Below are 21757 nucleotides of genomic sequence, written 5' to 3' on the forward strand. Positions count from 1 at the left end.
GGGGAACTGCCCGACTACAATCTCGAGCTGAAATATCCCGAGCAGTCGTCGGTCGCCATCCAGCAGCGCCTGATGGACGACCTGGTGACGGCCGGCGTGAAGGGCATCATGGTGTCGGCGGTCGACCCCAAGACCTCGACCGACGGGCTGAACAAGATCGCGTCCGAGACCGCTCTGTTCACCACCGACAGCGACGCCCCGCAGACCAAGCGCGTCGCCTATATCGGCTCGTCCAACGTCGATGCCGGCAAGCAGGCGGCCGAGATCGCCAAGAAGGCGATGCCGAACGGCGGCAAGTGCCTAGGCTTCGTCGGCCTGCTCGGCGCCGACAATGCCAAGGAGCGCATCGAGGGCATGAAGGAGGGGCTTGCCGGCAGCAAGATCGAGCTGGTGGACGTGCGCGGCGACGACATCGACCAGGCACGGGCCAAGAAGAATGTCGAGGACGCGCTGGTCGCCAGCCCCGACATCACCTGCATGGTCGGCTTCTACTCCTACAATACGCCGCGCATCTATGAGGCGCTTCGCGACGCCGGCAAGCTCGGCCAGATCACCGTCGTCGGCTTCGACGACGATCCGATCACGCTGGGGGGCGTCAAGGAAGGCACGGTTGCCGCGACCGTGGTGCAGCAGCCCTTCGAATGGGCCTATCAGGGCATGAAGCTGATGGCCGCCTACCTCAAGGGCGACAAGTCGGGCATTCCGGCCAACGGCTTGATCATCGTGCCGACCAAGATCATCGGCAAGGACGATGTCGACGCCTATGCCGCAAACCTGAAGGCGATGGCCGGCAAGTAATCGATGCACAGTTGCGCCGGCTCAAGCTTCGCCTTGAGCCGGCGTCCGTATTGACGGGCCGCATGCGGCCCGTCAGTCTGCAGTCTACTGGCTGCCGATAAGCGCGATGAACAATGGCGTGATGAATTATTCCGACCCATCCATCGTCCAATCCGCTCCGTTCCTGAGCCTCGAGGCCGTGCGCAAGACCTATCCCGGCGTGGTGGCGCTGGACGGGTTCTCGATGGAGGTCAGGCCGGGCGAGGTGATCGGCCTGGTCGGCGAGAACGGCGCCGGCAAATCGACATTGATGAAGATCCTCGGCGGCGTGACGCGGCCGGACAGCGGCACCGTCACCGTCGACGGCGTCGCGCATGACGGCTTGACCGTGGAAGCCAGCATCGGCTCCGGCATCGCCTTCGTGCATCAGGAGCTCAACCTGTTCGAAAACCTCGACGTCGCCGCCAACATCTTCTTCGGCCGCGAGCCGCTCAAGGCCGGGCCGCTGAAGCTGGTCGACCGCGCGAAACTGCGCGAGATGGTGGCGCCGCTCCTGAAACGCGTCGGCGCCAATTTCTCGGCCGACGCGCCGGTCGCCTCGCTGTCGCTGGCGCAGCAGCAGATGGTCGAGATCGCCAAGGCGCTGTCGATCAAGGCGCGGCTGGTGATCCTCGACGAGCCGACCTCCAGCCTGCCGATCGCCGAGACCGAAAAGCTGCTCGACGTGATCAAGGGACTGCGGGCGGAAGGCATCAGCGTCATCTTCATCTCGCACCGCCTGCACGAGGTCGAGCGCGTCGCCGACCGCGTCGTGGTGCTGCGCGACGGCATGCTGGCCGGCACGCTGCCGAAGAGCGACATCAATCACGACCAGATGGTCAAGCTGATGATCGGGCGCATGCTGAAGGAGCGCGAGAAAGCCGCGGAGGCGGGTCGCGCGCCGGGCGGCGTCGCACTCTCGGCGACAGCGGTGCGCACCAGCGCCTATCCCGACCACCCGGTCGACCTGGAGCTTCGGCGCGGCGAAATCCTCGGCCTTGCCGGGCTGGTCGGCTCCGGCCGCACGGAGCTCGCGCGCGTCCTGTTCGGCATCGACGAGCGGCTCGGCGGCAGTGTCGCGCTGGACGGCAAGGCGCTCAATGTCGGATCGGCCGCCGATGCGGTGGCGAGCGGCATCTTCCTGGTACCCGAAGACCGCAAGCTGACCGGCATCCTGCTCGACCTCTCGATCGCGCAAAACATTTCGCTGCCCAATATGCCGGCGCATGCGAAGCGCTCGCTGGTGTCGACCAGCGCGGAGCTCGCCACCGCCGAGAAGCAGAAGAAGGATCTCGGCATCAAGGCGCCATCGGTCCTGACCCGCACCGGCACGCTGTCCGGCGGCAACCAGCAGAAGGTGGTTCTGGCCAAATGGCTGGCGATGAACCCCAAGGTGATGATCCTCGACGAGCCGACGCGCGGCATCGATATCGGCGCCAAGGCCGAGATCTACGCGCTGATGCGGGCGCTGGCCGATGCCGGCGTCGCGGTGCTGATGATCTCCAGCGACATGGAGGAGGTGATCGGCGTCTCGGACCGCATCGCGGTCATGCATGAGGGGCAGATCTCCGGCATCCTCGACCGGGACGATTTCAGCCAGGAGAACGTGCTGTTGCTGGCGGTGGGCAAGAAGCCGAAGCTGGCGCAAGCCGCGGGAGGAGTGCAATGAGCAAGAAAGACCTCGGCCTGCTGGTCCTGATCCTGGTGGTCGGCGCGGTGGTCACGGCTATAAATCCGCGCTTCCTGTCGACGATCAATCTCGCCAACACCTCCAACCTGGTCGCGCTGTTCGGCATCCTTTCGATCGGCCAGGCCTTCGTCATCATCACCGGCGGCATCGAGCTTTCGGTCGGTTCGCTGATCGCGCTGCTCGGCACGCTGTTCATCGACTTCATCGCCGTGCGCGAGATGGACTGGCCGTTGGCCTTCGTGCTGATCATCGTGCTCGGCGCCATCATCGGCTTCGTGCATGGCTGGCTGATCACGCGGCTCAAGATGCAGCCCTTCGTGGTGACGCTTTGCGGCCTGCTGATCTACCGCGGCGTCGCCCGTTTCTACACCGCCGACGGCACGGCGGGCTTCGCTTTCGGCCAGAATTTCCCGGATCTGGAATTTCTGACCGCCGGCCGCTCCGGCGGGTTGCCTAATTCCTTCATCGCGCTGATCGTGATCGCCATCGTCATGTGGGTGGTGCTGCACCGCTCGGTGTTCGGACGCTATCTCTATGCCATCGGCAAGAATGAGGAAGCGGCGAAGTATTCGGGTATTCGCACCGGACGCGTGGTGATCGCGGCATACGTGATCTGCGGCGTGCTGACGGCGCTGTCGGCGATCTACTTCGCCATGTACACGCGCTCGATCTCGCCGGCGAGCCACGGCCAGTTCTATGAGCTCTACGCCATCGCCGCGGCGGTGCTCGGCGGCTTCTCGCTGCGCGGCGGCGAGGGCTCGCTCGTAGGCGTCATCCTCGGCACCGTGCTGCTGCAGGAACTGCAAAACCTCGTCAATCTGCTCGGCATCCCGTCCTCACTGAACTTCGCGGTGATGGGCGGCGTGATCCTGATCGGCGTGCTGGTCGACCAGCAGTGGGGCGTGTTCCGCGCCCGGCGCCGGATGATGGAGGCGTCGCGCCGGAACGTCGCCGGCGCGCCGGCGGAGTAGCTTCCCTCGTCCGATCTCGGCAGGCAGCGGGGCAGATTTCAACTTCGCGTGCTGCACGCATTTTTTGGACGTTGGCGCCGACATCAACAAGTCTCGGCTCAACCTCCCACTCGCAAGCCGGCATCACCTGAATCAATACACCTCAGATCATGTCCGAAAGGTCCGAAAACGCCATCGCCTTGCGCAGCACGTCGGCGAAGCGCTCGCCGGCGATCTCCCTGGCGCCGCTGTTGTCGATGGAGGTGACGTCCGGTCCGGAAAGCGTCACGCTGGTGCTGCGCGCCAGACGCACCAGCACTTCGCCGCGCGATTCACGGCCGCGCGCCGCCAGCCGCTGGGCGAGGATCTCCGGCGCCGCGGTGATCTCGACCACCGCCAGGTTGGCATAGCGCTCACGCAGCGCCGGGATGACGGCACGGGAGACGTTGGCCACCGCGACATGACCATTGGCGATCGCCCAATCGACATCGGCCGGCAGGCCATAGCGCAGGCCATACGCGTCCCAGCAGATGGCGAAGGCGCCGTCCGCTTCCGCCTCGGCGAAGGCGGCGTCGGCCAGCGTGTCGTGGTCCTCGCTGGCGGAGTCGCTCGGACGGGTGATGACGCGGCGGACGAACTCCAGCCGCGTCTCGCCGGCAAAATGCGCCTTGGCGTAGCCGATCACCGTGTCCTTGCCGGCGCCGCTCGGCCCGACCACCGCGACGAAGACGCCGTTGCGGATCGGAAGCGTTTCGGTGAGCTCGCGTTCGATCAGCGCAGAAACCATCATGCGACGCGCCTGCCCTGGCGCCAGACGTTGCGCACGACCGGCACATGCTGGTCGACGCGCACGCGCACGAGGTCGGCGCGCCGGCCGGGCTCGATGCCACCGCGATCGCTAAGGCCGACCGCTTCCGCTGGGTTCTTCGAGACCATGGCGACCGCCTGCGGCAGCGAAATGCCTTCCACGACATCGCCGAGGAAGAAGGCGGACTGGATCAGGCTGAAGGGGATATAGTCGGACGACAGGATGTCGAGCAAACCGTCGCCGGCAAGCGAGCGCGCCGACACATTGCCCGAATGCGAGGAGCCGCGCATGACGTTGGGCGCGCCCATCAGCACGCCGAGGCCTGCCGCCTTCGAGGCCCTCGCCGCCTCCTCGGTGGTCGGGAATTCGGCAACGCGCACGCCCTGCTCCACCGCCTCGTCGACATGGCCGGCCGTCGCATCGTCGTGGCTGGCAAGCACGATGCCGCGCTCGCGGCAGGCGGCGGAAATGAAGACGCGGTTCGGCCCGGAATTCTTGGCCGATTCCGCCATACGCTTCTCGCAGAATTTCTGGAAGTCGCGGTCGGTCAGCTTCAGCTTGCGCTGGTAGTAATAGGCGTAGGTCTCGAGATCGACGAACTGGCGCTGGCCCGGCGCGTGGTCCATCAGCGAGGCGAGCTTCACCCTGTCGTCGGTCTTGAAATTGGCGAAGGCCTCGAGGCAGTCCGGCGCCGAGACCTCGCAGCGCAGATGGATGAAGTGGTCGGCCCTGAGCCGATCCTGGCGCACGCTGTCCTCGATCGCGTCGGCGAGCTTGCGCACGTCGTCGGACTTCAGGTCGGCATCCTCGTCCATGCCGACACGCAAGGCGTCGAGCACCGTGGTGATGCCGGCGGTCGCCACCTGCGCATCGTGGGCGAGCACGGCGGCGATCGCGTTCCAGCGCACTTTCGGACGCGGCGCGTAATGGCCTTCGAGGTGATCGGTGTGCAGTTCTACGAGGCCCGGGATGATGTAGTCGCCGCCCATGTCCTCGCCGGTGCGGGCCGCACCCGGCTCGATCGCGGCGATCAGTCCATCGCGCAGCAGCAGCGAGCCCGCGACGATCTCGTCGGGCAGCACGATGCGGGCATTGTTCAAAACGGTCTCGGCGGTCATTTCAGCAGTCCTATCTGAGGCGGGCGGACATCAGGCGGTTTTTCTGGCCGGGCCGCGTCCAAGCACGTGGTGCGAGAGCACCATGAATGGCGCGCCCGGTTCGGTTTCGACGAACAGCGTCAGCGCATCCACCGGCACCGGACGCGGCAGCACATCCGCGAACAGGCTGTCGATTGCAGCGCGAAGGCGCGGGCTTTCCTGTGGCCCGACCCGTCCGGAGAGCGTCATGTGGAAGCGGAACGTCTCGAAGACGTAGGGATAACCCCACTGGCAGAGGTTGCGAAACTCATCCGGCTTCAGCGAGTCTGGGCTGCGGCGCTCGATCTCGGCCTCGGTCAGCGGCGCGCGGAAGCGGTCGAAAGCGCGCACGACCTCGCCGGCGAAACTGTTGAGCGGCTTGAAAGGACTTTCCGGCACCAGCGCGAAAAAGCCGTCGATCTGGCCGACGACCAGACGCGGGATGACGACTGGTGGCGTGGCCTCGGCGAAATCGTCGAGCGCCGCCCGCAGCGAGGCTTCCGTTTCGCTCGGCGCCAGCCGGAACGGCGCCTTCAGCGTCGCGTGGAAGCCATAGCGCCGTGCCGAGGCGGTGTGGAAGGCAACTTCCGCCGCCGACAGGTCACCCACACCCTCGACCGGCCGCGTCGGCGCGCCGAACGGGTCGCGCCCCAGCCAGTTGGCGGCGATCCGCGCCAGCGGCTCATCCTGCCTCGGGGTAAAGTAAATGGCATAGCGCATCGAAAATCCTCGTCAGACCCGCTGCCATAGGTGATTTCCATGACGGATTGACGAAGCTTTCATGGGTTTTCGAAGGCAACCCAGGCTCCGGCGGTCCTTAGCCGACGATTTTCCCGAACTGGACCAACAGGTTGAGCGCTATGAAAAATCTCACGCCTTCATCAGCCACTCATGCTCGGCGGCGTTGTGGAATTTCCATGTCCGCTTCGGGCCGGCCATGACGTTGAGATAATAGAGATCGTAGCCGTGGCAGGCCGCACACGGGTGGTAGCCCTTCGGCACCAGCACGACATCGCCGTCCTCGATCGCCATCGCCTCGTCCAGATCGCGCACTCCATTCCTGTCGGCGTCGGTGTAGACGCGCTGGAAGGCGAAACCCTGCGGCGGGTTGAGGCGGTGGTAATAGGTCTCCTCGAGATAGGACTCGGCCGGCAGATTGTCCTGGTCGTGTTTGTGCGGCGGATAGCTGGAGGTATGGCCGCCGGGCGTGATGACCTCGACCACCAGCAGCGAGTCGGCCGGCTTGCCCTCGGGCAGGATGTTGGTGACGTAACGGGTATTGGTGCCCTTGCCGCGCACTTCCTGACCGAGATCGTCGGGCGCAATGACGCGGGCGGGCAGGCCGCCGCCAAGACCGGGCGCCGAGCAGACCGCAAGCTCCAGTTCGGTGTCGGCGGTCACCGACCAGTCGGAGCCTTGCGGCACATAGACCGACCAGGGTTTGCCCTCGAAGGGCGACATGCGCTCACCGAGCAGGCCGAGATCCTTGCCGCCGGCCGCAGCCTGGCCCTTGCCGGTGACGAACACCAGGCAGACCTCGCGCTCGCCCGTCTTGCCGGCGGCCGTCTCGCCCGGCCGCAAGCGGTGGAGATCGAAACCCACGTAAGTCCAGCCCGCGCTTTGCGGGGTGACGTGGGCGACGTGGCCGTGGCCCTTGTCGGCCTTGACGAGCAGTTTCGACATTTTTGTCTCCTGGGTCATTCCTTCGGCTCGGCCGGAGGCTTGGGCTCCTCGGCCGGCTTGTAGAGGTAGAAGAACTGCCACACCGCGTAACCGGCGAAGCCGAGCGCGATTACCCCCCAGAACGGCGTGCCGGAGGCGAATTCGATCACCGACCAGATTAGGCAGACGGCGACGACGGCAATGCGCCGCCACAGCGGTCGGAAGAAGGGGTGCTCATAGTCTTTCATCGCGCCAATCCGGGACTTGTCCAAACGCATCAGATAGACCGAGCGGCCGGACGAATCCACTCGTTTAGGCCGGGAAGCCCTGCGTCTCGACCGTATAGCCGGCGGCCGTCATCACCCGCATCAGCTCCTTATGGCCGACCTCAGCCATCCTCAGCGGCGGGTTCTTTTTCGGATCCTGCTCGGCCTCGACCACGAACCAGCCTTCATAGCCGTAGTCGGCGAAGCGCTGGACGATCGCGCCGAAATCGAGCGAGCCGTCGCCGGGCACGGTGAAGGCGCCGAGCGCGACGGCATCGAGGAAGGACTGTTTCGTGCGGTCGAGCCCGTCGATCACGTTCATGCGCACGTCCTTCACATGGACGTGGTTGATGCGCTTGTGGTGGTTGTCGATGGCGCGCAACACATCGCCGCCGGCGAAGGCGAGGTGGCCGGCATCGAGCAGCAGCGGGATGCCCTCGCCGGAATGATGCATGAAGGAATCGAGTTCCGGCTCGGTCTCGATCACGGCCGCCATGTGATGATGGTAGGAAAGCGGCATACCCTGGTCGGCGCACCATTCGCCGAATTCGGTGACGCGGCGGCCATAGGCCTTCATCTCGTCGCCGGAAAGCCGTGGCTTGGTGGCAAGAGGCTTGGAGCGGTCACCCTGGATGGAGCGGCCGACCTCGCCATAGACTATGCAGGGCGCGTTGACCGCCTTGAACAGGTCGATCATCGGCTGGATGCGATCCTTGTTGCTTGCCAGGTCCTCATCGACCAGCGTGCCGGAGAACCAGCCGCCGCAGAGCGTGACGTCGGCCTCTTTCAGGATCGGCAGCATCACCTTCGGGTCGTTGGGGAAGCGGCGGCCCATCTCCATGCCGGTGAAGCCGGCCGAGCGCGACTGGCGCAAACACTCCTCCAGCGACACATCATCGCTCAATTCCACGAGATCGTCGTTCCACCACGCGATGGGAGACATGCCCAGTTTGGCTTTCAAGTCGTCACTCCAGGTTCGGATCGTTCAACTTTCGCTCGTCGGCGCCGCCCTCATCCGCCTGCCGGCACCTTCTCCCTGGAAATGACGGGGAGAAGGGGCAGGCTTCAGCGGTGGCGGCCCCCTGCTCCCCGTTCTTCACGGGGAGCAGGGCAAGGGTGAGGGGCAGTGCCAGCTTCAATCACCTAAGCTCTGCATGAGCTTTTTCTCGTCATACGCCTTGCGCGCGGCGTTCACCTGCGGCCGCGACGAGACTTCCGGCACGGCAACATCCCACCAGTGGCCGCCGGCCTCGGTCGACACCAGCGGATCGGTGTCGATGACCAGCACGGTGGTCTTGTCGTTGCCCTTCGCCTTGGCGAGCGCCGTCTCGAGTTCAGCAATCGAGGCCACCTTCTCGGCGACGGCGCCGAGGCTGGCCGCATGGGCGGCGAAGTCGACGTCGGGCATCACCTCGTGGCGAGCGTCCTTCAGGAGATTGTTGAAGTTGGCGCCGCCGGTCGCCATCTGCAGCCGGTTGATGCAGCCATAGCCGCGATTGTCGAGCAACACGATGGTGAGTTTCAGGCCGAGCATCACCGACGTCGCGATCTCGGAATTGAGCATCAGATAGGAGCCGTCGCCGACCATGACGACGACTTCCTGGTCGGGTTTCGCCATCTTGACGCCGAGCCCGCCGGCGATCTCGTAGCCCATGGTCGAGAAGCCGTATTCGGCGTGATAGGAACCGGGCGCGCCCGCTTGCCAGAGCTTGTGCAATTCGCCGGGCAGCCCGCCGGCGGCATGCAAAAGCGTGACGCCCGAGCCCATCGCGCGCTGCACGGCGCCGATCACCTGCGCGTCGGAGGGATAGGCGGCGTTGGTCGAGGCCGTCACCTTGGCGGCGGCAGCCTGCCATTCCGTCTTGCCCTTCAGCGCACTGTCGGTCCAGGCGGTCGGCGCCTTCCAGCCCTTCAGCGCGGCGGAAAGCTCGGCGAGCCCTTCGGTGGCGTCGGCAACCAGCGGCAGCGCCCAGTGCTTGCCGGCATCGAAGACCTGGGTATTGAGCCCGATGATGGTGCGGCCGGCATTCTTGAACAGCGCCCAGGAGCCGGTGGTGAAGTCCTGCAGCCTGGTGCCGACGGCAAGAACCACATCGGCCTCTTCCGCCAGCCGGTTGGCCGCTGATGTGCCGGTGACGCCGACGGCCGCCATGTTGAGCGGATGATCGTCGGGCAGCGAGGATTTGCCGCCTTGCGTCTCGCAAACCGGAATGCCGGCGCCCTGCACCAGCTTGGCCAGCTCTCCGGAAGCCTGCGAATAGAGGACGCCGCCGCCGGCGATCACCAGCGGCTTCTTGGCGTTCTTCAGGGCCGCGACGGCGACGGCCAGTTCGTTGCGATCCGGGCGCAGCCCGCGCGGCGTCCAGACGCGCTCGGCAAACAGGCTTTCCGGATAATCATAGGCCTCCGCCTGCACGTCCTGGCAGAGCGAAAGCGTGACCGGGCCGCATTCGGCCGGATCGGTCAGCACCTGCATGGCGCGGTTCAGCGCCGGGATGATCTGCTCCGGCCGCGTGATGCGGTCGAAATAGCGCGAGACGGGGCGGAAGCAATCGTTGACGCTCGCCGTGCCGTCGGAGAAATCTTCGGCCTGCTGCAGCACCGGGTCGGGCAAGCGGTTGGCGAAGACATCGCCGGGAAGCAGCAGCACCGGTAAGCGATTGACGTGGGCGAGCGCCGCAGCCGTCACCATGTTGAGCGCGCCGGGGCCGATCGAGGTGGTCGCGGCCATGAAGCGGCGGCGGAAATTCGCCTTGCCGTAAGCAATCGCCGCATGCGCCATCGCCTGCTCGTTATGGGCGCGGAAGGTCGGCAGCTCGTCGCGGACCTGGTAGAGCGCCTCGCCGATGCCGGCGACATTGCCGTGGCCGAAGATCGCCCAGACGCCGCCGAAGATCGGCACCTTCTTGCCGTCGATCTCGGTCATCTGGCGGCTGAGAAAGCGGGTCAGCGCCTGCGCCATCGTCAGGCGAACGGTGTTGGTCATTGTCGTTTCCTCCGGCTTTCCCTGTGCCGCCTAATATGCTGCCCGTTCTTCTTATGCTGCTTTGCGGCCGCGCGCTGCAAGCCATGCCTCGGTCAATTGCTCAAAGCGCGAGGCCATGTCGGCGACAGCCTCGTCATCCGAGATCTTGCCGGCCAGCCATTGTTCGGCGGCATTGACAAAGATGGTGCGACCGACTGCAAATCCCTTGACGATCGGCGCATTGGCGGTGGCGGCAAAGGCGGCGACCAGCTCATCCTGCGGCGCCTCCAGACCGAGCAGCACGACGCCGCGGCACCACGGATCATTCTTGACGATCACCTGCTCTATCCTGGCCCAGGCGCCTGCCGAGGCCTGCGGCTCGAGCTTCCACCAGTCGGGCTTGATGCCCAGCGCATAGAGTTCTTCAAGGGCGCGCGGAATGGTGGTGTCGTCGAGCGTGCCGTGCTTGCCGGCGATGATCTCGACGAGCAGTTCCCTGCCGACTTTCCGCGCCGCCTCGAACAGGGCTCGCAGTTTTTGCTGCTGCTCTGTCTTCAGCGCCTCCGGATCATCCGGATGATAGAAGCAGAGGCACTTGATGCAATGGTCGACCGGCCATTCGGTGAGCTGCGAGCCGACGTCCTGCGAGAATTCGAAGCGCAGCGGCCGCGATCCGGGCAATTCGACCGGCCGACCGAGCCAGGCAAAGGGATGGCGGGCGAACTCGAACATGGCATCGCGGCCGTATTTCTCATCGATCAGCATGCCGTAGCCGTCGCGACCGGCGGCGACCTTGGCCGCCGCCTTGACGGTGAGCACCTTGAAGTCGGGGATGCGCGAGACATCTGCACCGACCCTGGCGGCGACATCTTCCAGCTGGACGCGGTGGTCGCAAGCGAGCGCCATCAGCGAAGGGATGTCGCGCCGGCGCGTCGTCGCCCAGTGGATGTGGTTGATCGCCTCGTCCTTGCGCAGCGCCAAGTGCTTGCTGCCGTGCTTCAGAAAGAACTGCAGCTCCTCGAAGGTGGGATATTCCGGCGCGCATAGCAGGCGCGACACGGCGAAGGCGCCGCAGGCATTGGCCCAGGTCGCCGCCGTGGCAAAGCTTTCGCCGCCGAGCCAGCCGCGCAGGAAGCCCGACATGAAGGCGTCGCCGGCGCCGAGCACGTTGTAGATCTCGATCGGGAAGCCCTCACCGACGATACCGTCCTCGAGGTCGTCGCTGATCGGCCCGTCATAGACGATGCAGCCTTTGGCACCGCGCTTGAGCACGATGGTAGCGGCCGACAGCGTGCGGATCGTCTTAAGCGCGCTCAGACAATCGTCGGCGCCGGAGGCGATCATGATTTCCTCCTCGGTGCCGACGATGAGGTCGCAATCGGGCAGCACCGTCTTCAGCTGCGCCGAGACCCGGTCCGACTTGACGTAGCGCTCGAAGCCCTCGGCATGGCCGGCGAGCCCCCAGAGGTTCGGGCGGTAGTCGATGTCGAACACGACCTTGCCGCCCTTGGCCTTCATCAAACGGATCGCCTTGCGCTGTGCGGCATCCGAGTTGGGACGCGAGAAATGGGTGCCGGTGACGACCGCGGCGCGCGCCGAGGCGATGAAAGCCTCGTCGATGTCCTCTTCGGCGAGCGCCATATCGGCGCAATCCGAACGATAAAAAATCATCGGCGAGACGCCTTCGTCCTCGACGGAAAGCAGCACCAGCGCCGTCAGCCGTTCCTTGTCGGTCTTCAGGCCGTCGACCGAGACGCCCTCACGCCTGAGCTGCTCGCGGATGAAACGGCCCATCTGCTCGTCGCCGACGCGAGTGAGCAGCGCCGAGCGCAGGCCGAGCCTTGCCGTGCCGACGGAGATATTGGCCGGGCAGCCGCCGACCGACTTGGCGAAGGAGGTTATGTCCTCCAGACGCGAGCCGATCTGCTGGCCGTAGAGATCGACAGAGGCGCGGCCGATCGTGATGACGTCGAGCGGCGGATATTTCGCTTCCACGGCTTCGCCCATTCGAACCTCCCATCGGCTTTGTTGTGCAGAGCAGCGTCGTTTTGGGCAGCACGCGCGAACGGCGGCGTGGCACCGTCAATATGAAATAATAATTCCAATCCATAGTCAATATGGAATGAGTGTTCCCTGATGGAAAAACGCCCGTTCGGGGCCGCTCAGGCCTTGCGCTTGCGGCCGGCGTCGCGCCGCTTTTCGCCGACGGCAACGGTCAGCGCCATGGCAAGCGCCATCGTCGCCGACAAAGAGCGGAAGCCGCCGAAATCGGATTCGGCCACCTCGAACCAGACCTTGGCGAATTGGGCGAGCGGCGAGAACGAGCTGTCGGTGATGGCGACGATGGGCACGCCCTGCTCGGCGATCGAGCGCGTCTCCTCGATGGTCGCAGGCGCGTAAGGCGAGAAGCTGATGGCGATGACGGCGTCGCGCGGCGTGGCGAAGCCGATCATCTCGGCGTTCAAGCCCGCGGCCGACTCGATCAGTTGGTTGCGGATCTTGAGCTTGCCAAGCGCGTAGGCGATGTAGGAGGCGACCGGATAGGAGCGGCGCTTGGCCAGCACATAGATTGTCTCGGCCTTTGCCAGCAGCGTGATCGCCTGTTCGAAATGCGCATCGTTCAGCGCGCGCGAAATGTCGCTGAGCGAGGTGCTGGCGGCAGCCACGAAGCCGTCGAAGATCGCCCGGTGTCCAGCGCCTTCCTCGGCCTTGGCGCGCAGTGCCGCCAACCGCTCGTCATAGGAGGAATTGCGTTCGCGCAGCCGCTCGCGAAACACCTGCTGCAGGCTAGTGAAACCATCGAAGCCGAGCTGCTGGGCGAAGCGGATCAACGTCGAGGGCTGGACGCCGGCGGAAGCCGCGATACTCGCCGCCGTGCCGAAGGCGATGTCGTCGGGATTGTCCAGCGCATAGGCGGCGATCTGCGCGATGCGCTTGGGCAGACTGGTGCGCCGCTCCAGGATCGTCGTGCGCAAGGTCTCGAAATCGCGAGGCACCCGTCCGTCCATCGTCGCTCCGCCCACGGCCATGCTGGTGTTCCCTCTCCTGCCTCATCATAGCGGTTTCGCGCAAGAACACCATAAAAAATGATTTGGACGTTCCATTCTCGGCTGAAATGGATTAATTCATCCATGCGAATTCTTCCCCTTCAGCGGAGACAATCGACATGGTCGGAGTGGGCCTCATCGGCACGGGCTTCATGGGCAAGTGCCACGCCATTGCCTGGAACGCGGTCGGCACCGTCTTTCCCGATGTCGAGAAGGCGAGGCTGGTGCATCTGGGTGAGGTCAATGACGAGCTTGCAAAGCGCAAAGCGGCCGAGTTCGGCTTCACTCGAGGCTCGGGCGACTGGCGTGCCGTCGTCAACGATCCGGAGGTCGATGTCGTGTCGCTGACCACGCCCAACCAGTTCCATCCGGAAATGGCGATCGCCATCCTCGAAGCCGGCAAGCACCTGTGGTGCGAGAAGCCGATGGCACCGAGTTTTGCCGAGGCCGAGGCGATGGCGAAGGCAGCGACCAAATCCGGCAAGGCTGCCGTGCTCGGCTACAACTACATTCAGAACCCGGCCATCCGCCACATCGGCGCGCTGCTTGAGGAAAAGATCATCGGCGATGTCAATCTCGTGCGCATCGAGATGGACGAGGATTTCATGGCCGATCCCGAGGCGCTGTTCTTCTGGAAGCATGAGGCGGCTTCCGGTTATGGCGCGCTCGACGATTTCGCGGTGCATCCGCTGTCGCTGATCAAAGTGCTGTTCGGCCGCGTCGCTCGCGTCATGTGCGACATGGCGAAACCCTATGCCGACCGGCGCGTCGCCTCCGGCGGCCGCCGTGCGGTCGAGACCTACGATATCGCCAGTGTTCTGATGCATCTGGAGAACGGTGTCGCCGGTACGCTGCTGGTCAACCGCTCGGCCTGGGGCCGCAAGGGCCGTATCGCCCTCCAGATCTTCGGCTCGAAAGGCTCGATCCTCTACGACCAGGAGCGAATGAACGAGTTCCAACTTTATCTGACCGCCGACCGGCCGACCGAGCAGGGCTACCGCACGATCCTGCTGGCGCCGCACCACAAGCCCTACGATTCCTTCGTGCCGGCGCCCGGCCACGGCCTCGGCTTCAACGACCTTAAGATCATCGAATGCCGCGAGCTTTTGATGCGGATCGCCGGCAAGCCGGCGCGGACCATCGACTTCGACGAGGGGCTGGAGATCGAGCGGACCGTGCATGCGATGGCGCGTTCGTTCCAGGAACAGCGCTGGGTGGATGTGAGGTGAGCTGGCTCCCCTTCAGGTGCCGGCGGCGGCTGCTGCATTGATCTCCCAGCCGTCCACCCAAACCTGCCGCAGTTGATCGCCTTCGCCTTTGAACCATAGGCCGGTCGGCTGGCAATCCTCGATGCGGTCGCTGCGGAAATTGCGGATGGCCTGGCGCAGTTCGCACCAAGCGACGATGTTGGCGGTCTCGGCGTAGTAGATCAGCGCGATCGGACGGACGATACGCTGTGTGTCGCGGCCGGCTTCGTCGCGGTAGGCAAGGTCGAGCTTCTCCTCGTCGCGGATGGCGCGGCGCACCAGAGCCAGATCGACCGCCGCGGCCGCAGGCGCAAAACCCCAGGCATGAAGTGCGTTGGCGTCGAGCGTCTGGCGCAAGGGCGGCGGCACCGCGCCGGAGATCTTGGCGCCGACGCGCTTTGCCGCCTGCTTGAGCTCGTCATCGCCGGTGCGTTCCAGCAGCGCCAGCGACAGCACGATCGCCTCCATCTCCTCGATCGAAAACATCAGCGGCGGCAGGTCGAAGCCGGGGCGCAGGATATAGCCGATGCCGCGCCCGCCCTCGATCGGCACGCGCATCGCCTGCAGGGCTGCGATGTCGCGATAGACGGAGCGCACCGTCACTTCCAGTTGCTCGGCAATCGTCGCCGCGGTCACCGGCTTCTTGGCCAGCCGCAGGATCTGGATAATTTCGAACAGACGCGAGGCCTTGCGCATTTTTCCACTCGATCGTAACGCAACTGACACACCCCCGTCAGTTGGGACGACCTATAGGGCCGCGCATCGGTTTGAAAATCAACAGATTCCTCAGCGTCCTTGGCGGGCGCTGCGACAGGCAACTGACATGAGTTACACGGAAAATCTCTGGCTATTCTTCATCCTGCTGTTCGGCATCATCGCCGTTCCAGGCATGGACATGCTGTTCGTGCTGGCCAATGCGCTGACCGGGGGGCGCGACAGGGGGCTGGCGGCGACCGGCGGCATTATGCTCGGCGGCGTAGTGCATACGTTGAACGGGGCGATCGGCGTCGGGCTGCTGATTCATTTCGTGCCGGTCCTGTTCAAACCGCTGCTGATCGCCGGCGCCGCTTACATGGCCTATATCGGAATTTCGCTGATGCGCAGCTCGATCACCGTCAGCGATGACGGGCCCGCCGGCAGCCGCTCCGCCTGGAAAGCCTTTCGCCAGGGATTGGTCACCTGCCTGATCAACCCCAAGGCCTATCTGTTTATCCTTGCCGTCTATCCGCAGTTCCTGAAGCCGGTTTACGGTCCGATCTGGATGCAGGCGACCATCATGGGACTGCTGACTGTCGTCACACAAGCAGGAATCTACGGCGGCCTCGCCATCACCGCCGGGCGCAGCCGGGCGCTTCTGGTCGGCAATCCGCGGGCAACGGTCATTGCCGGCCGTGCGGCCGGGCTGCTTCTATTCGCGGTCTCGGTATTCACCGCATGGGAGGGGCTGGGGGCCGCGTGAACGCCGCCCTCGCCAGGGTTGTCAGGCGGCGCCCTGACGGGTGGCGAGCAGTTCGCGCTTCACCGACCGGCGCCACTCGACGGCGCCGGCAAGTCCGTGCAGCACCGTTTCGGTGGTCGCCCAATCGATGCAGCCGTCGGTGATGCTCTGGCCGTAGGTGAGCTGCTTGCTGGGCACGACGTCCTGACGGCCGGCGACGAGATTGCTCTCGATCATGACTCCGATGATGCGCTCGTCGCCCGCTGCGACCTGGCCCGCCACGTCGTGCGCGACTTTCGGCTGGTTCTCCGGCTTCTTGCCGCTGTTGGCGTGGCTGACATCGATCATCAGGCGCGGCGCGATGCCGATGCGGCCGAGCTCCGCGGCGGCCGCGTCGACGCTTGCCGTGTCGTAGTTCGGCGCTACGCCGCCACGCAGAATGACATGGCAGTCTTCGTTGCCGGTCGTCGCCGCGATCGCGCTGCGGCCGCCCTTGGTCACCGCCATGAAATGATGCGGCTGCGCAGCGGACTTCACCGCCTCGCCGGCGATTCTCAGATTGCCGTCGGTGCCGTTCTTGAAGCCGACCGGGCAAGAGAGGCCCGACGCCAGCTCGCGGTGGATCTGGCTTTCGGTCGTGCGCGCGCCGATGGCGCCCCAGGCGACGAGGTCGGCGATGTATTGCGGCGTCGTCATGTCGAGGAATTCGGTCGCCGCCGGCAGGCCGAGATTGTTGACGGCGGAAAGCACGTTGCGCGCCATCCGCAAGCCTTTGTCGATGTTGAAGCTGCCGTCGAGGTCGGGATCGTTGATCAGGCCCTTCCAGCCAACCGTGGTGCGCGGCTTCTCGAAATAGACGCGCATGACGATCTCGAGCCGGTCGGCCAGGGCCTCGCGCAGCGCCGCCAGACGGCTGGCGTAGTCCACGGCGGCGACCGGATCGTGGATGGAACAAGGGCCGACGATGACGACCAGTCGATCGTCGGCCCCGGTCAGGATGGAATGGATGGCGTTGCGTGACGCAGCAACGGTGCGCGTCGCCGTGAGCGAGCGCGGTATCTCGCGCATCACGTCGTCCGGCGTGCTCAGGACTTTGAGTTCCTTGACCCGTAGGTCGTCTGTGGTGGTCAACACGGCTTTCTGCTCCTGGTTAGGAGACCTGCCGGCTGAAACGAAAAAGCCGCCAGGTCTGGCGGCTTTTCGGATTAGATGCTGCAATCTTCAGATCGAGCGCAATCCTCCCGCCGCCAGCGAGCTACCGTAGCTAAAGTACCAAAACGAGGCGGTCAGGTGGATCATGCGGCTCATATAGTCGATGCCGAGGCGCTTGTCACGTCCCCATGAAGCTAAGCATTTGCTTGGTTTGCGCCGTGCTCCGTGGCCTCGGGAAAAATAGAGCATCATGCAGCGGTTCACGGTTCATGCAGACCATGGATCGAAAAGTTCGATTGCAAAGCCTTCGAAATCCTTCGAATTACGCGTTGCCAAGGTGAGCTGCTTCGCAATCGCGGTGGCGGCGATCAGACCGTCCATCGACGACAGACCGCGACCGCGGCGCTTGGCAATGCCCATCAGGTCGCCCCAGGCCAAGGCAACGGCTTCGTCCACCGGCAAAACCCTTTGCTCGAAGCGCTGCGGCAAATCTCGAGCGAGCCATTCGGCCAGTGCCTCTCGTTTGCGGCCCTCATCCATGAGGGAAACGCCGCGCCGGATCTCGGCGATCGACACGACGCTGATGAATGATCGATCCTCATCAAGCCCGTCCAGCCACTTTAGAACGCCTACATCCGGCGCCGGCCTCGTCACCTCTGACAGGACATTGGTATCGAGCAGAAGCCTCAAAGCGGCTGATCACGCGGTTCGTCGGGTTGACGCTCAAGGTCGAGATCGGCGCCGCGCAGCGGCGACTCCAGGAGGAACTCAGCAAGCGTTCCTTTGCGGGCGGTCTTCCGCCGCCATTCCTCTGCGGACACGACGACAACGCTTGGTTTGCCGTTACGGGTGATCGTCTGAGGCGAAGATTGCGCCCGATCTATTACCTCCGAGAGCCGGGCCTTTGCCCCAGCGACCGTCCAGCTCGTATCTTCTTTCGGTCCGGGCAGCATCTCAATCTCATGACTACTCTGACCATCTTGACTATACCGGAATAGCGATGCTGCGGCAACAGGGGCTCTCAGGGGCCGCGTACCTTTGGGCGCACGAGGCTGATCACATCTCCACCCACAGCTGGCCGGCTTCTGGCGTAAGGCTACTCGTGTCACTACTCCCCGATCACGCCAGCTATGTTTTGATCATAATCAACCAGCGAGCCGGTCATGACGCCGGCCTGCGGGCTGAGCATATAGGTGATCAGCCGGGCAAGCTGCGCCGGCTTGACCAACTGGCCCATCGGCTGCGCGGCCTCGGCCTTTTCCAGCCAGTCGTCCGGCGCATCGTGCCACTTCTTCTGCACGATCGCCTCGCCCTCGGTATCCATCCAGCCGGGCAGCACCGCGTTGCAGCGGATGCGGTTTTTCCGGTAGGAGCTGGCGACATTCTTGGTCAGCGTCATCAGCGCGCCCTTGCTGGTCGAATAGGGCGTCAGGAAGGACTGGCCGGCATGCGCCGACATCGACAGCACGTTGACGATCGAGCCCGGCGCCCTGCGCTCCAGGAGATGCGCGACGAGGCCTTGCATCAGGAAAAAGGGGCCGCGCACATTGGTGTCGAAGATCTGGTCGAAAAGCTCTTCCGATGTCTCGACCAACGAGCCGCGGGCCGAAGTGGCGGCGGCGTTGACCAGAGCGTTCAAAGTGCCGAAATGCGCGAGCGCCGTTGCGACGGCGCGCTTGCAGTCGGCGACCTTGGCGACATCGGCGCTGATGAAGATGGCATCGACACCGTTCTTCTTGAGCGCTGCGACCGCCTTGTCACCTTTGTCCTGCGAGCGGCCGACCAGCGCCAGCGCGCGGCAACCCTCGTCGGCCAAGGCTTCCGCCACGGCGAAGCCGATGCCCTGCGCGCCGCCGGTGACGATGGCGCGCGTTTCTGAATTGCGACCGGCTAGACCGTTCATCGCTCTGGCTCCTGTAATCGAGTTTCAAACCTTCAGGCGACGCGGACGGTCTTGCCTGTCTTGGCAGACTCCAAGGCGGCATCAGCCAGCTTCAAGGCGACCAGCCCGTCCTTGCCGCTCGGCGCCGCCTTCTTGCCGGCAGTCGCGGCGGCGATGAAGGAAGCGATCTCGTTGGCGTAGGCGTCGATGTAGCGGGTCATGAAGAAATCGTGCAGCGGCGGGCGCGTGTAGCCCTTGTCGTTGGCGAGTTCGATCGACACCGGCCGCTGATTCTCGGCCGCAACCATGCCCTTCGAGCCGTGCGCCTCGATGCGCTGGTCGTAGCCATAGGTGGCGCGGCGCGAGTTGGAGATGACGGCCTGCTTGCCGGACGCGGTTTCCAGAATGACGCTGACGGAGTCGAAATCGCCCGCTTCGCCGATCTTCTTGTCGACCAGCACCGAGGCGTGCGCGCTGACGGCAACCGGCTCTTCGCCGAGCAGGAAGCGCGCCATGTCGAAATCATGGATGGTCATGTCGCGAAAAATGCCGCCGGATCGCGCGATGTAGTCGAGCGGCGGCGCGCCCGGATCGCGCGAGGTGATGGTGACCATCTCGACATCGCCGATGGCGCCGTCGTCGATCGCCTTGCGGACGGCGGCGAAATGCGGGTCGAAGCGGCGGTTGAAGCCGACCATCAGCGTAGCGCCGGCCTTGTCGACCACGGCCAGGCACTGCTCGACGCGCTTGACGTCGAGGTCGATCGGCTTCTCGCAGAAGATCGCCTTGCCGGCCCTGGCGAAGCGCTCGATCAGGTCGGCGTGAGTGTCGGTCGGCGTGCAGATGATGACGGCGTCGATGTCCTTGGCCTGCTCGATGGCGTCGATGCTGCGCACCTCGGCCCCATAGGCGGAGGCAAGCTCCGTCGCCGCTTTCTCGAAGGCGTCCGCCACGGCCACCAGCTTGGCCTGCGGGTTTGAGGCTACGGCGCGGGCATGCACCTTGCCGATACGGCCGGCGCCGAGAAGAGCGAAGCGGAGAGTCATGGAATGTCCTTTGAGGGTGGCTCTAAAACGTGTCCGCGCCGGCCGGCGCGGACGATTTGGTCTGGTCCCGTCGTGGCGCCTGGTCAGGCGGCCTGAAGCTCCGCCTGCCCGGTCTTGGCGCCGGTGATGTAAGCGACGATGTCGTTGCCGTCGGTGTCCTGCTTGCGCAAATTGGCGACGATGCGGCCGCGCCGGAATACGACGATGCGGTCGACCAGGTCGAAGACCTGGCGCATGTTGTGGCTGATCAGGATCAGCGGCTCGCCGTTCTCCTTCAGCGTGCGGATGATGTTTTCGACCTGCGCCGTTTCCTGCACGCCAAGCGCTGCGGTCGGCTCGTCCATGATGATCAGCTTGGAGGCGAAGGTTGCGGTCCTGGCGATCGCCACGCATTGGCGCTGGCCGCCCGACATGTGGCGGATGGTGCTGGAAAGGTTCGGGATCTTCACCGCGGTGCGGATCAGCGCCGCCTCCGTCGCCCTGCGCATCGCCTTGCGGTCGAGAATCGAGAAGGGGCCGAGGTTGAAAAGCACCTTCTCCCGGCCGAGGAAGAGGTTCGACGGCACGTCGAGGTCGTCGGCCAGAGCCAGGTTCTGGAACACGGTCTCGATGCCGGCCTCGCGCGCCTCGATCGGGCCGGCGAAGTTCACTTCCTTGCCGTCGAACCAGATCTTGCCGTCGGTGCGCTGCTCGACGCCGGTGATCTGGCGCACGAAGGTCGACTTGCCGGCGCCGTTGTCGCCCATGATGGCGACATGCTCGCCCTTGCGCAGCTCGAAATTCGCCTCCTGCAGCGCGTGAACGCCGCCATAATGCTTGGTGAGGTTTTCGGTCTTCAGAACGATATCGGACATGGTCAAGCTCCTATCGCCCGGCGGCGCTGGCGCCATTGATCAAGAACGACTGCGCCGACAATGATCACGCCCTTGACCATCTCCTGGTAGTAGGCGTCGAGGCGCAGGAAGGTGAAGCCGGAAATGATAACGCCGAAGATCAGCGAGCCGATCACCGTGCCTATGATAGACCCGCGGCCGCCCGAGAGCGAGACGCCGCCGATGACCGCCATGGCGATGGCGTCGAGCTCGTACATCACGCCCATGCCGGCCTGGGCGGTGAGGTTCTTGGAGGAAAGCACCACCGCGGCGATCGAGGCGAGGATGCCGGCAATCACATAGACCAGCACCTTGTGGTTGGCGATCTTGATGCCGGACATGCGCGCGGCATCCTCGTTGGAGCCGATGGCGTAACAATGCTTGCCGTATCGGGTGTAGCTCAGGATGAGCTGGAACAGGATCGCCAGTGAAATGAAGATGATGACCGGCATCAGCCCCTTGCCGATGGCCGCGAAGCTGTCGGTCGGGAACGAGATCGGCTGGCCCTTCGACCACCATTTGGCGATGCCGCGCGCCGTGACCATCATGCCGAGCGTGGCGATGAACGGCGGAATGCGCGTGTAGGCGATCAGGGCGCCGTTGATCAGGCCGGCAATCAGCCCGCAGCCGATCGCGACCAGAAGCGGCACGATGACCGGCAGGTCGGTCCATCCGTAGTCAATGAACATCGCCTTCGGGTTGGGATTGCCGTTGACGGTCGCAACCTGCGCGAAACTCATGGCGATCATGGCGGTGGCGCCTTCGATCGAGGCCCAGGAC

General features: G+C 64.7%; 23 protein-coding genes. 5 read left to right on the forward strand and 18 right to left on the reverse strand.

Going from position 1 to position 21757, the window contains the following annotated elements; all coding sequences use genetic code 11:
• The 3 genes from EOA49_RS19540 to EOA49_RS19550 all read left to right on the forward strand — a co-directional run.
• Positions 1-798: sugar-binding protein (locus EOA49_RS19540; protein WP_127243306.1), on the forward strand; the 798-nt coding region annotated here is incomplete at its 5' end.
• A gap of 121 nt (positions 799-919) precedes the next feature.
• Positions 920-2485: a sugar ABC transporter ATP-binding protein gene (locus EOA49_RS19545; RefSeq protein WP_127240039.1), complete on the forward strand. Its 1566-nt coding sequence runs from the start codon at positions 920-922 to the stop codon at positions 2483-2485.
• On the forward strand, positions 2482-3477 hold the full coding sequence (locus EOA49_RS19550; protein ID WP_067323934.1) for an ABC transporter permease: 996 nt from the start codon (positions 2482-2484) through the stop codon (positions 3475-3477). The genes EOA49_RS19545 and EOA49_RS19550 overlap by 4 nt, the downstream gene beginning before the upstream one ends.
• A gap of 142 nt (positions 3478-3619) precedes the next feature.
• Here EOA49_RS19550 and phnN read toward each other — a convergent pair whose 3' ends face one another.
• The 9 genes from phnN to EOA49_RS19595 form a co-directional block, all read right to left on the reverse strand.
• Positions 3620-4246 carry a phosphonate metabolism protein/1,5-bisphosphokinase (PRPP-forming) PhnN gene (phnN, locus tag EOA49_RS19555; protein ID WP_164746702.1) on the reverse strand — a complete coding sequence of 209 codons (627 nt, stop codon included), beginning with the start codon at positions 4244-4246 and terminating at the stop codon, positions 3620-3622.
• On the reverse strand, positions 4243-5382 hold the full coding sequence (locus EOA49_RS19560) for an alpha-D-ribose 1-methylphosphonate 5-triphosphate diphosphatase (protein WP_127240030.1): 1140 nt from the start codon (positions 5380-5382) through the stop codon (positions 4243-4245). Before EOA49_RS19560 ends, phnN begins: the two co-directional genes overlap by 4 nt.
• A 30-nt stretch (positions 5383-5412) precedes the next feature.
• Positions 5413-6120 (reverse strand): DUF1045 domain-containing protein, encoded by a 708-nt coding sequence (locus tag EOA49_RS19565; RefSeq protein ID WP_127240031.1) that lies wholly within the window; start codon positions 6118-6120, stop codon positions 5413-5415.
• A 150-nt stretch (positions 6121-6270) separates the two neighbouring features.
• Complete coding sequence (iolB, locus tag EOA49_RS19570; RefSeq protein ID WP_127240032.1) at positions 6271-7083, reverse strand: 5-deoxy-glucuronate isomerase; 813 nt, start codon at positions 7081-7083, stop codon at positions 6271-6273.
• A gap of 14 nt (positions 7084-7097) precedes the next feature.
• A complete protein-coding gene (locus tag EOA49_RS19575) occupies positions 7098-7310 on the reverse strand; it encodes a hypothetical protein (RefSeq protein ID WP_067003268.1) in 213 nt (70 codons plus the stop codon).
• 64 nt (positions 7311-7374) lie between these two features.
• Positions 7375-8289: a myo-inosose-2 dehydratase gene (gene iolE / locus EOA49_RS19580; protein WP_095799076.1), complete on the reverse strand. Its 915-nt coding sequence runs from the start codon at positions 8287-8289 to the stop codon at positions 7375-7377.
• A 174-nt stretch (positions 8290-8463) separates the two neighbouring features.
• Positions 8464-10314, reverse strand: a complete 1851-nt coding sequence (iolD, locus tag EOA49_RS19585) for a 3D-(3,5/4)-trihydroxycyclohexane-1,2-dione acylhydrolase (decyclizing) (protein ID WP_127240033.1) — start codon at positions 10312-10314, stop codon at positions 8464-8466.
• A 51-nt stretch (positions 10315-10365) separates the two neighbouring features.
• The gene (iolC, locus tag EOA49_RS19590) at positions 10366-12300 is read right to left on the reverse strand and encodes a 5-dehydro-2-deoxygluconokinase (RefSeq protein WP_127240034.1); all 1935 of its coding nucleotides are present in this window, start codon (positions 12298-12300) and stop codon (positions 10366-10368) included.
• Between the two features lie 155 nt (positions 12301-12455).
• On the reverse strand, positions 12456-13301 hold the full coding sequence (locus EOA49_RS19595) for a MurR/RpiR family transcriptional regulator (RefSeq protein ID WP_067323921.1): 846 nt from the start codon (positions 13299-13301) through the stop codon (positions 12456-12458).
• A 158-nt stretch (positions 13302-13459) separates the two neighbouring features.
• On the opposite strand from EOA49_RS19595, the gene EOA49_RS19600 reads away from it, so the two are divergent.
• A complete protein-coding gene (locus EOA49_RS19600) occupies positions 13460-14569 on the forward strand; it encodes a Gfo/Idh/MocA family oxidoreductase (RefSeq protein WP_067323919.1) in 1110 nt (369 codons plus the stop codon).
• 12 nt (positions 14570-14581) lie between these two features.
• Here the strand turns inward: EOA49_RS19600 and EOA49_RS19605 are convergent, their stop codons facing one another.
• Positions 14582-15283, reverse strand: coding sequence for a YafY family protein (locus EOA49_RS19605; RefSeq protein ID WP_067323916.1), 702 nt, complete (start codon positions 15281-15283; stop codon positions 14582-14584).
• A gap of 127 nt (positions 15284-15410) precedes the next feature.
• Here EOA49_RS19605 and EOA49_RS19610 point away from each other — a divergent pair, with 127 nt between their 5' ends.
• Positions 15411-16046, forward strand: a complete 636-nt coding sequence (locus EOA49_RS19610) for a LysE family translocator (RefSeq protein WP_127240035.1) — start codon at positions 15411-15413, stop codon at positions 16044-16046.
• A 21-nt stretch (positions 16047-16067) separates the two neighbouring features.
• Here EOA49_RS19610 and EOA49_RS19615 read toward each other — a convergent pair whose 3' ends face one another.
• The 8 genes from EOA49_RS19615 to EOA49_RS19650 form a co-directional block, all read right to left on the reverse strand.
• Positions 16068-17159, reverse strand: coding sequence for a 3-deoxy-7-phosphoheptulonate synthase (locus tag EOA49_RS19615; RefSeq protein WP_127240036.1), 1092 nt, complete (start codon positions 17157-17159; stop codon positions 16068-16070).
• Between the two features lie 87 nt (positions 17160-17246).
• The gene (locus EOA49_RS19620; RefSeq protein ID WP_127240037.1) at positions 17247-17429 is read right to left on the reverse strand and encodes a hypothetical protein; all 183 of its coding nucleotides are present in this window, start codon (positions 17427-17429) and stop codon (positions 17247-17249) included.
• A 15-nt stretch (positions 17430-17444) separates the two neighbouring features.
• The gene (locus EOA49_RS19625; protein ID WP_127240038.1) at positions 17445-17867 is read right to left on the reverse strand and encodes a type II toxin-antitoxin system VapC family toxin; all 423 of its coding nucleotides are present in this window, start codon (positions 17865-17867) and stop codon (positions 17445-17447) included.
• Positions 17864-18130 carry a type II toxin-antitoxin system Phd/YefM family antitoxin gene (locus EOA49_RS19630; protein WP_067323907.1) on the reverse strand — a complete coding sequence of 89 codons (267 nt, stop codon included), beginning with the start codon at positions 18128-18130 and terminating at the stop codon, positions 17864-17866. The genes EOA49_RS19625 and EOA49_RS19630 overlap by 4 nt, the downstream gene beginning before the upstream one ends.
• A 155-nt stretch (positions 18131-18285) precedes the next feature.
• Positions 18286-19080: an SDR family oxidoreductase gene (locus tag EOA49_RS19635; protein ID WP_095825527.1), complete on the reverse strand. Its 795-nt coding sequence runs from the start codon at positions 19078-19080 to the stop codon at positions 18286-18288.
• 32 nt (positions 19081-19112) lie between these two features.
• Positions 19113-20105, reverse strand: coding sequence for an inositol 2-dehydrogenase (gene iolG, locus EOA49_RS19640; protein WP_067002875.1), 993 nt, complete (start codon positions 20103-20105; stop codon positions 19113-19115).
• Between the two features lie 83 nt (positions 20106-20188).
• The gene (locus EOA49_RS19645) at positions 20189-20959 is read right to left on the reverse strand and encodes an ATP-binding cassette domain-containing protein (RefSeq protein ID WP_067003269.1); all 771 of its coding nucleotides are present in this window, start codon (positions 20957-20959) and stop codon (positions 20189-20191) included.
• A 2-nt stretch (positions 20960-20961) separates the two neighbouring features.
• Positions 20962-21757 (reverse strand): ABC transporter permease (locus EOA49_RS19650; RefSeq protein ID WP_164749251.1); only part of this gene is annotated, 796 nt, incomplete at its 5' end.

Origin of the sequence: Mesorhizobium sp. M1A.F.Ca.IN.020.04.1.1, assembly GCF_003997315.1 — a bacterium.
In the GTDB taxonomy this organism is placed as follows: domain Bacteria; phylum Pseudomonadota; class Alphaproteobacteria; order Rhizobiales; family Rhizobiaceae; genus Mesorhizobium.

Coding starts and splice junctions, on each gene's coding strand:
- EOA49_RS19545 (WP_127240039.1), top strand. CDS start 920: ATGAATTATTCCGACCCATCCATCGTCCAATCCGCTCCGTTCCTGAGC.
- EOA49_RS19550 (WP_067323934.1), top strand. CDS start 2,482: ATGAGCAAGAAAGACCTCGGCCTGCTGGTCCTGATCCTGGTGGTCGGC.
- phnN (WP_164746702.1), bottom strand. CDS start 4,246: ATGATGGTTTCTGCGCTGATCGAACGCGAGCTCACCGAAACGCTTCCG.
- EOA49_RS19560 (WP_127240030.1), bottom strand. CDS start 5,382: ATGACCGCCGAGACCGTTTTGAACAATGCCCGCATCGTGCTGCCCGAC.
- EOA49_RS19565 (WP_127240031.1), bottom strand. CDS start 6,120: ATGCGCTATGCCATTTACTTTACCCCGAGGCAGGATGAGCCGCTGGCG.
- iolB (WP_127240032.1), bottom strand. CDS start 7,083: ATGTCGAAACTGCTCGTCAAGGCCGACAAGGGCCACGGCCACGTCGCC.
- EOA49_RS19575 (WP_067003268.1), bottom strand. CDS start 7,310: ATGAAAGACTATGAGCACCCCTTCTTCCGACCGCTGTGGCGGCGCATT.
- iolD (WP_127240033.1), bottom strand. CDS start 10,314: ATGACCAACACCGTTCGCCTGACGATGGCGCAGGCGCTGACCCGCTTT.
- iolC (WP_127240034.1), bottom strand. CDS start 12,300: ATGGGCGAAGCCGTGGAAGCGAAATATCCGCCGCTCGACGTCATCACG.
- EOA49_RS19595 (WP_067323921.1), bottom strand. CDS start 13,301: ATGGACGGACGGGTGCCTCGCGATTTCGAGACCTTGCGCACGACGATC.
- EOA49_RS19600 (WP_067323919.1), top strand. CDS start 13,460: ATGGTCGGAGTGGGCCTCATCGGCACGGGCTTCATGGGCAAGTGCCAC.
- EOA49_RS19605 (WP_067323916.1), bottom strand. CDS start 15,283: ATGCGCAAGGCCTCGCGTCTGTTCGAAATTATCCAGATCCTGCGGCTG.
- EOA49_RS19610 (WP_127240035.1), top strand. CDS start 15,411: ATGAGTTACACGGAAAATCTCTGGCTATTCTTCATCCTGCTGTTCGGC.
- EOA49_RS19620 (WP_127240037.1), bottom strand. CDS start 17,429: ATGATGCTCTATTTTTCCCGAGGCCACGGAGCACGGCGCAAACCAAGC.
- EOA49_RS19630 (WP_067323907.1), bottom strand. CDS start 18,130: ATGCTGCCCGGACCGAAAGAAGATACGAGCTGGACGGTCGCTGGGGCA.
- EOA49_RS19635 (WP_095825527.1), bottom strand. CDS start 19,080: ATGAACGGTCTAGCCGGTCGCAATTCAGAAACGCGCGCCATCGTCACC.
- iolG (WP_067002875.1), bottom strand. CDS start 20,105: ATGACTCTCCGCTTCGCTCTTCTCGGCGCCGGCCGTATCGGCAAGGTG.
- EOA49_RS19645 (WP_067003269.1), bottom strand. CDS start 20,959: ATGTCCGATATCGTTCTGAAGACCGAAAACCTCACCAAGCATTATGGC.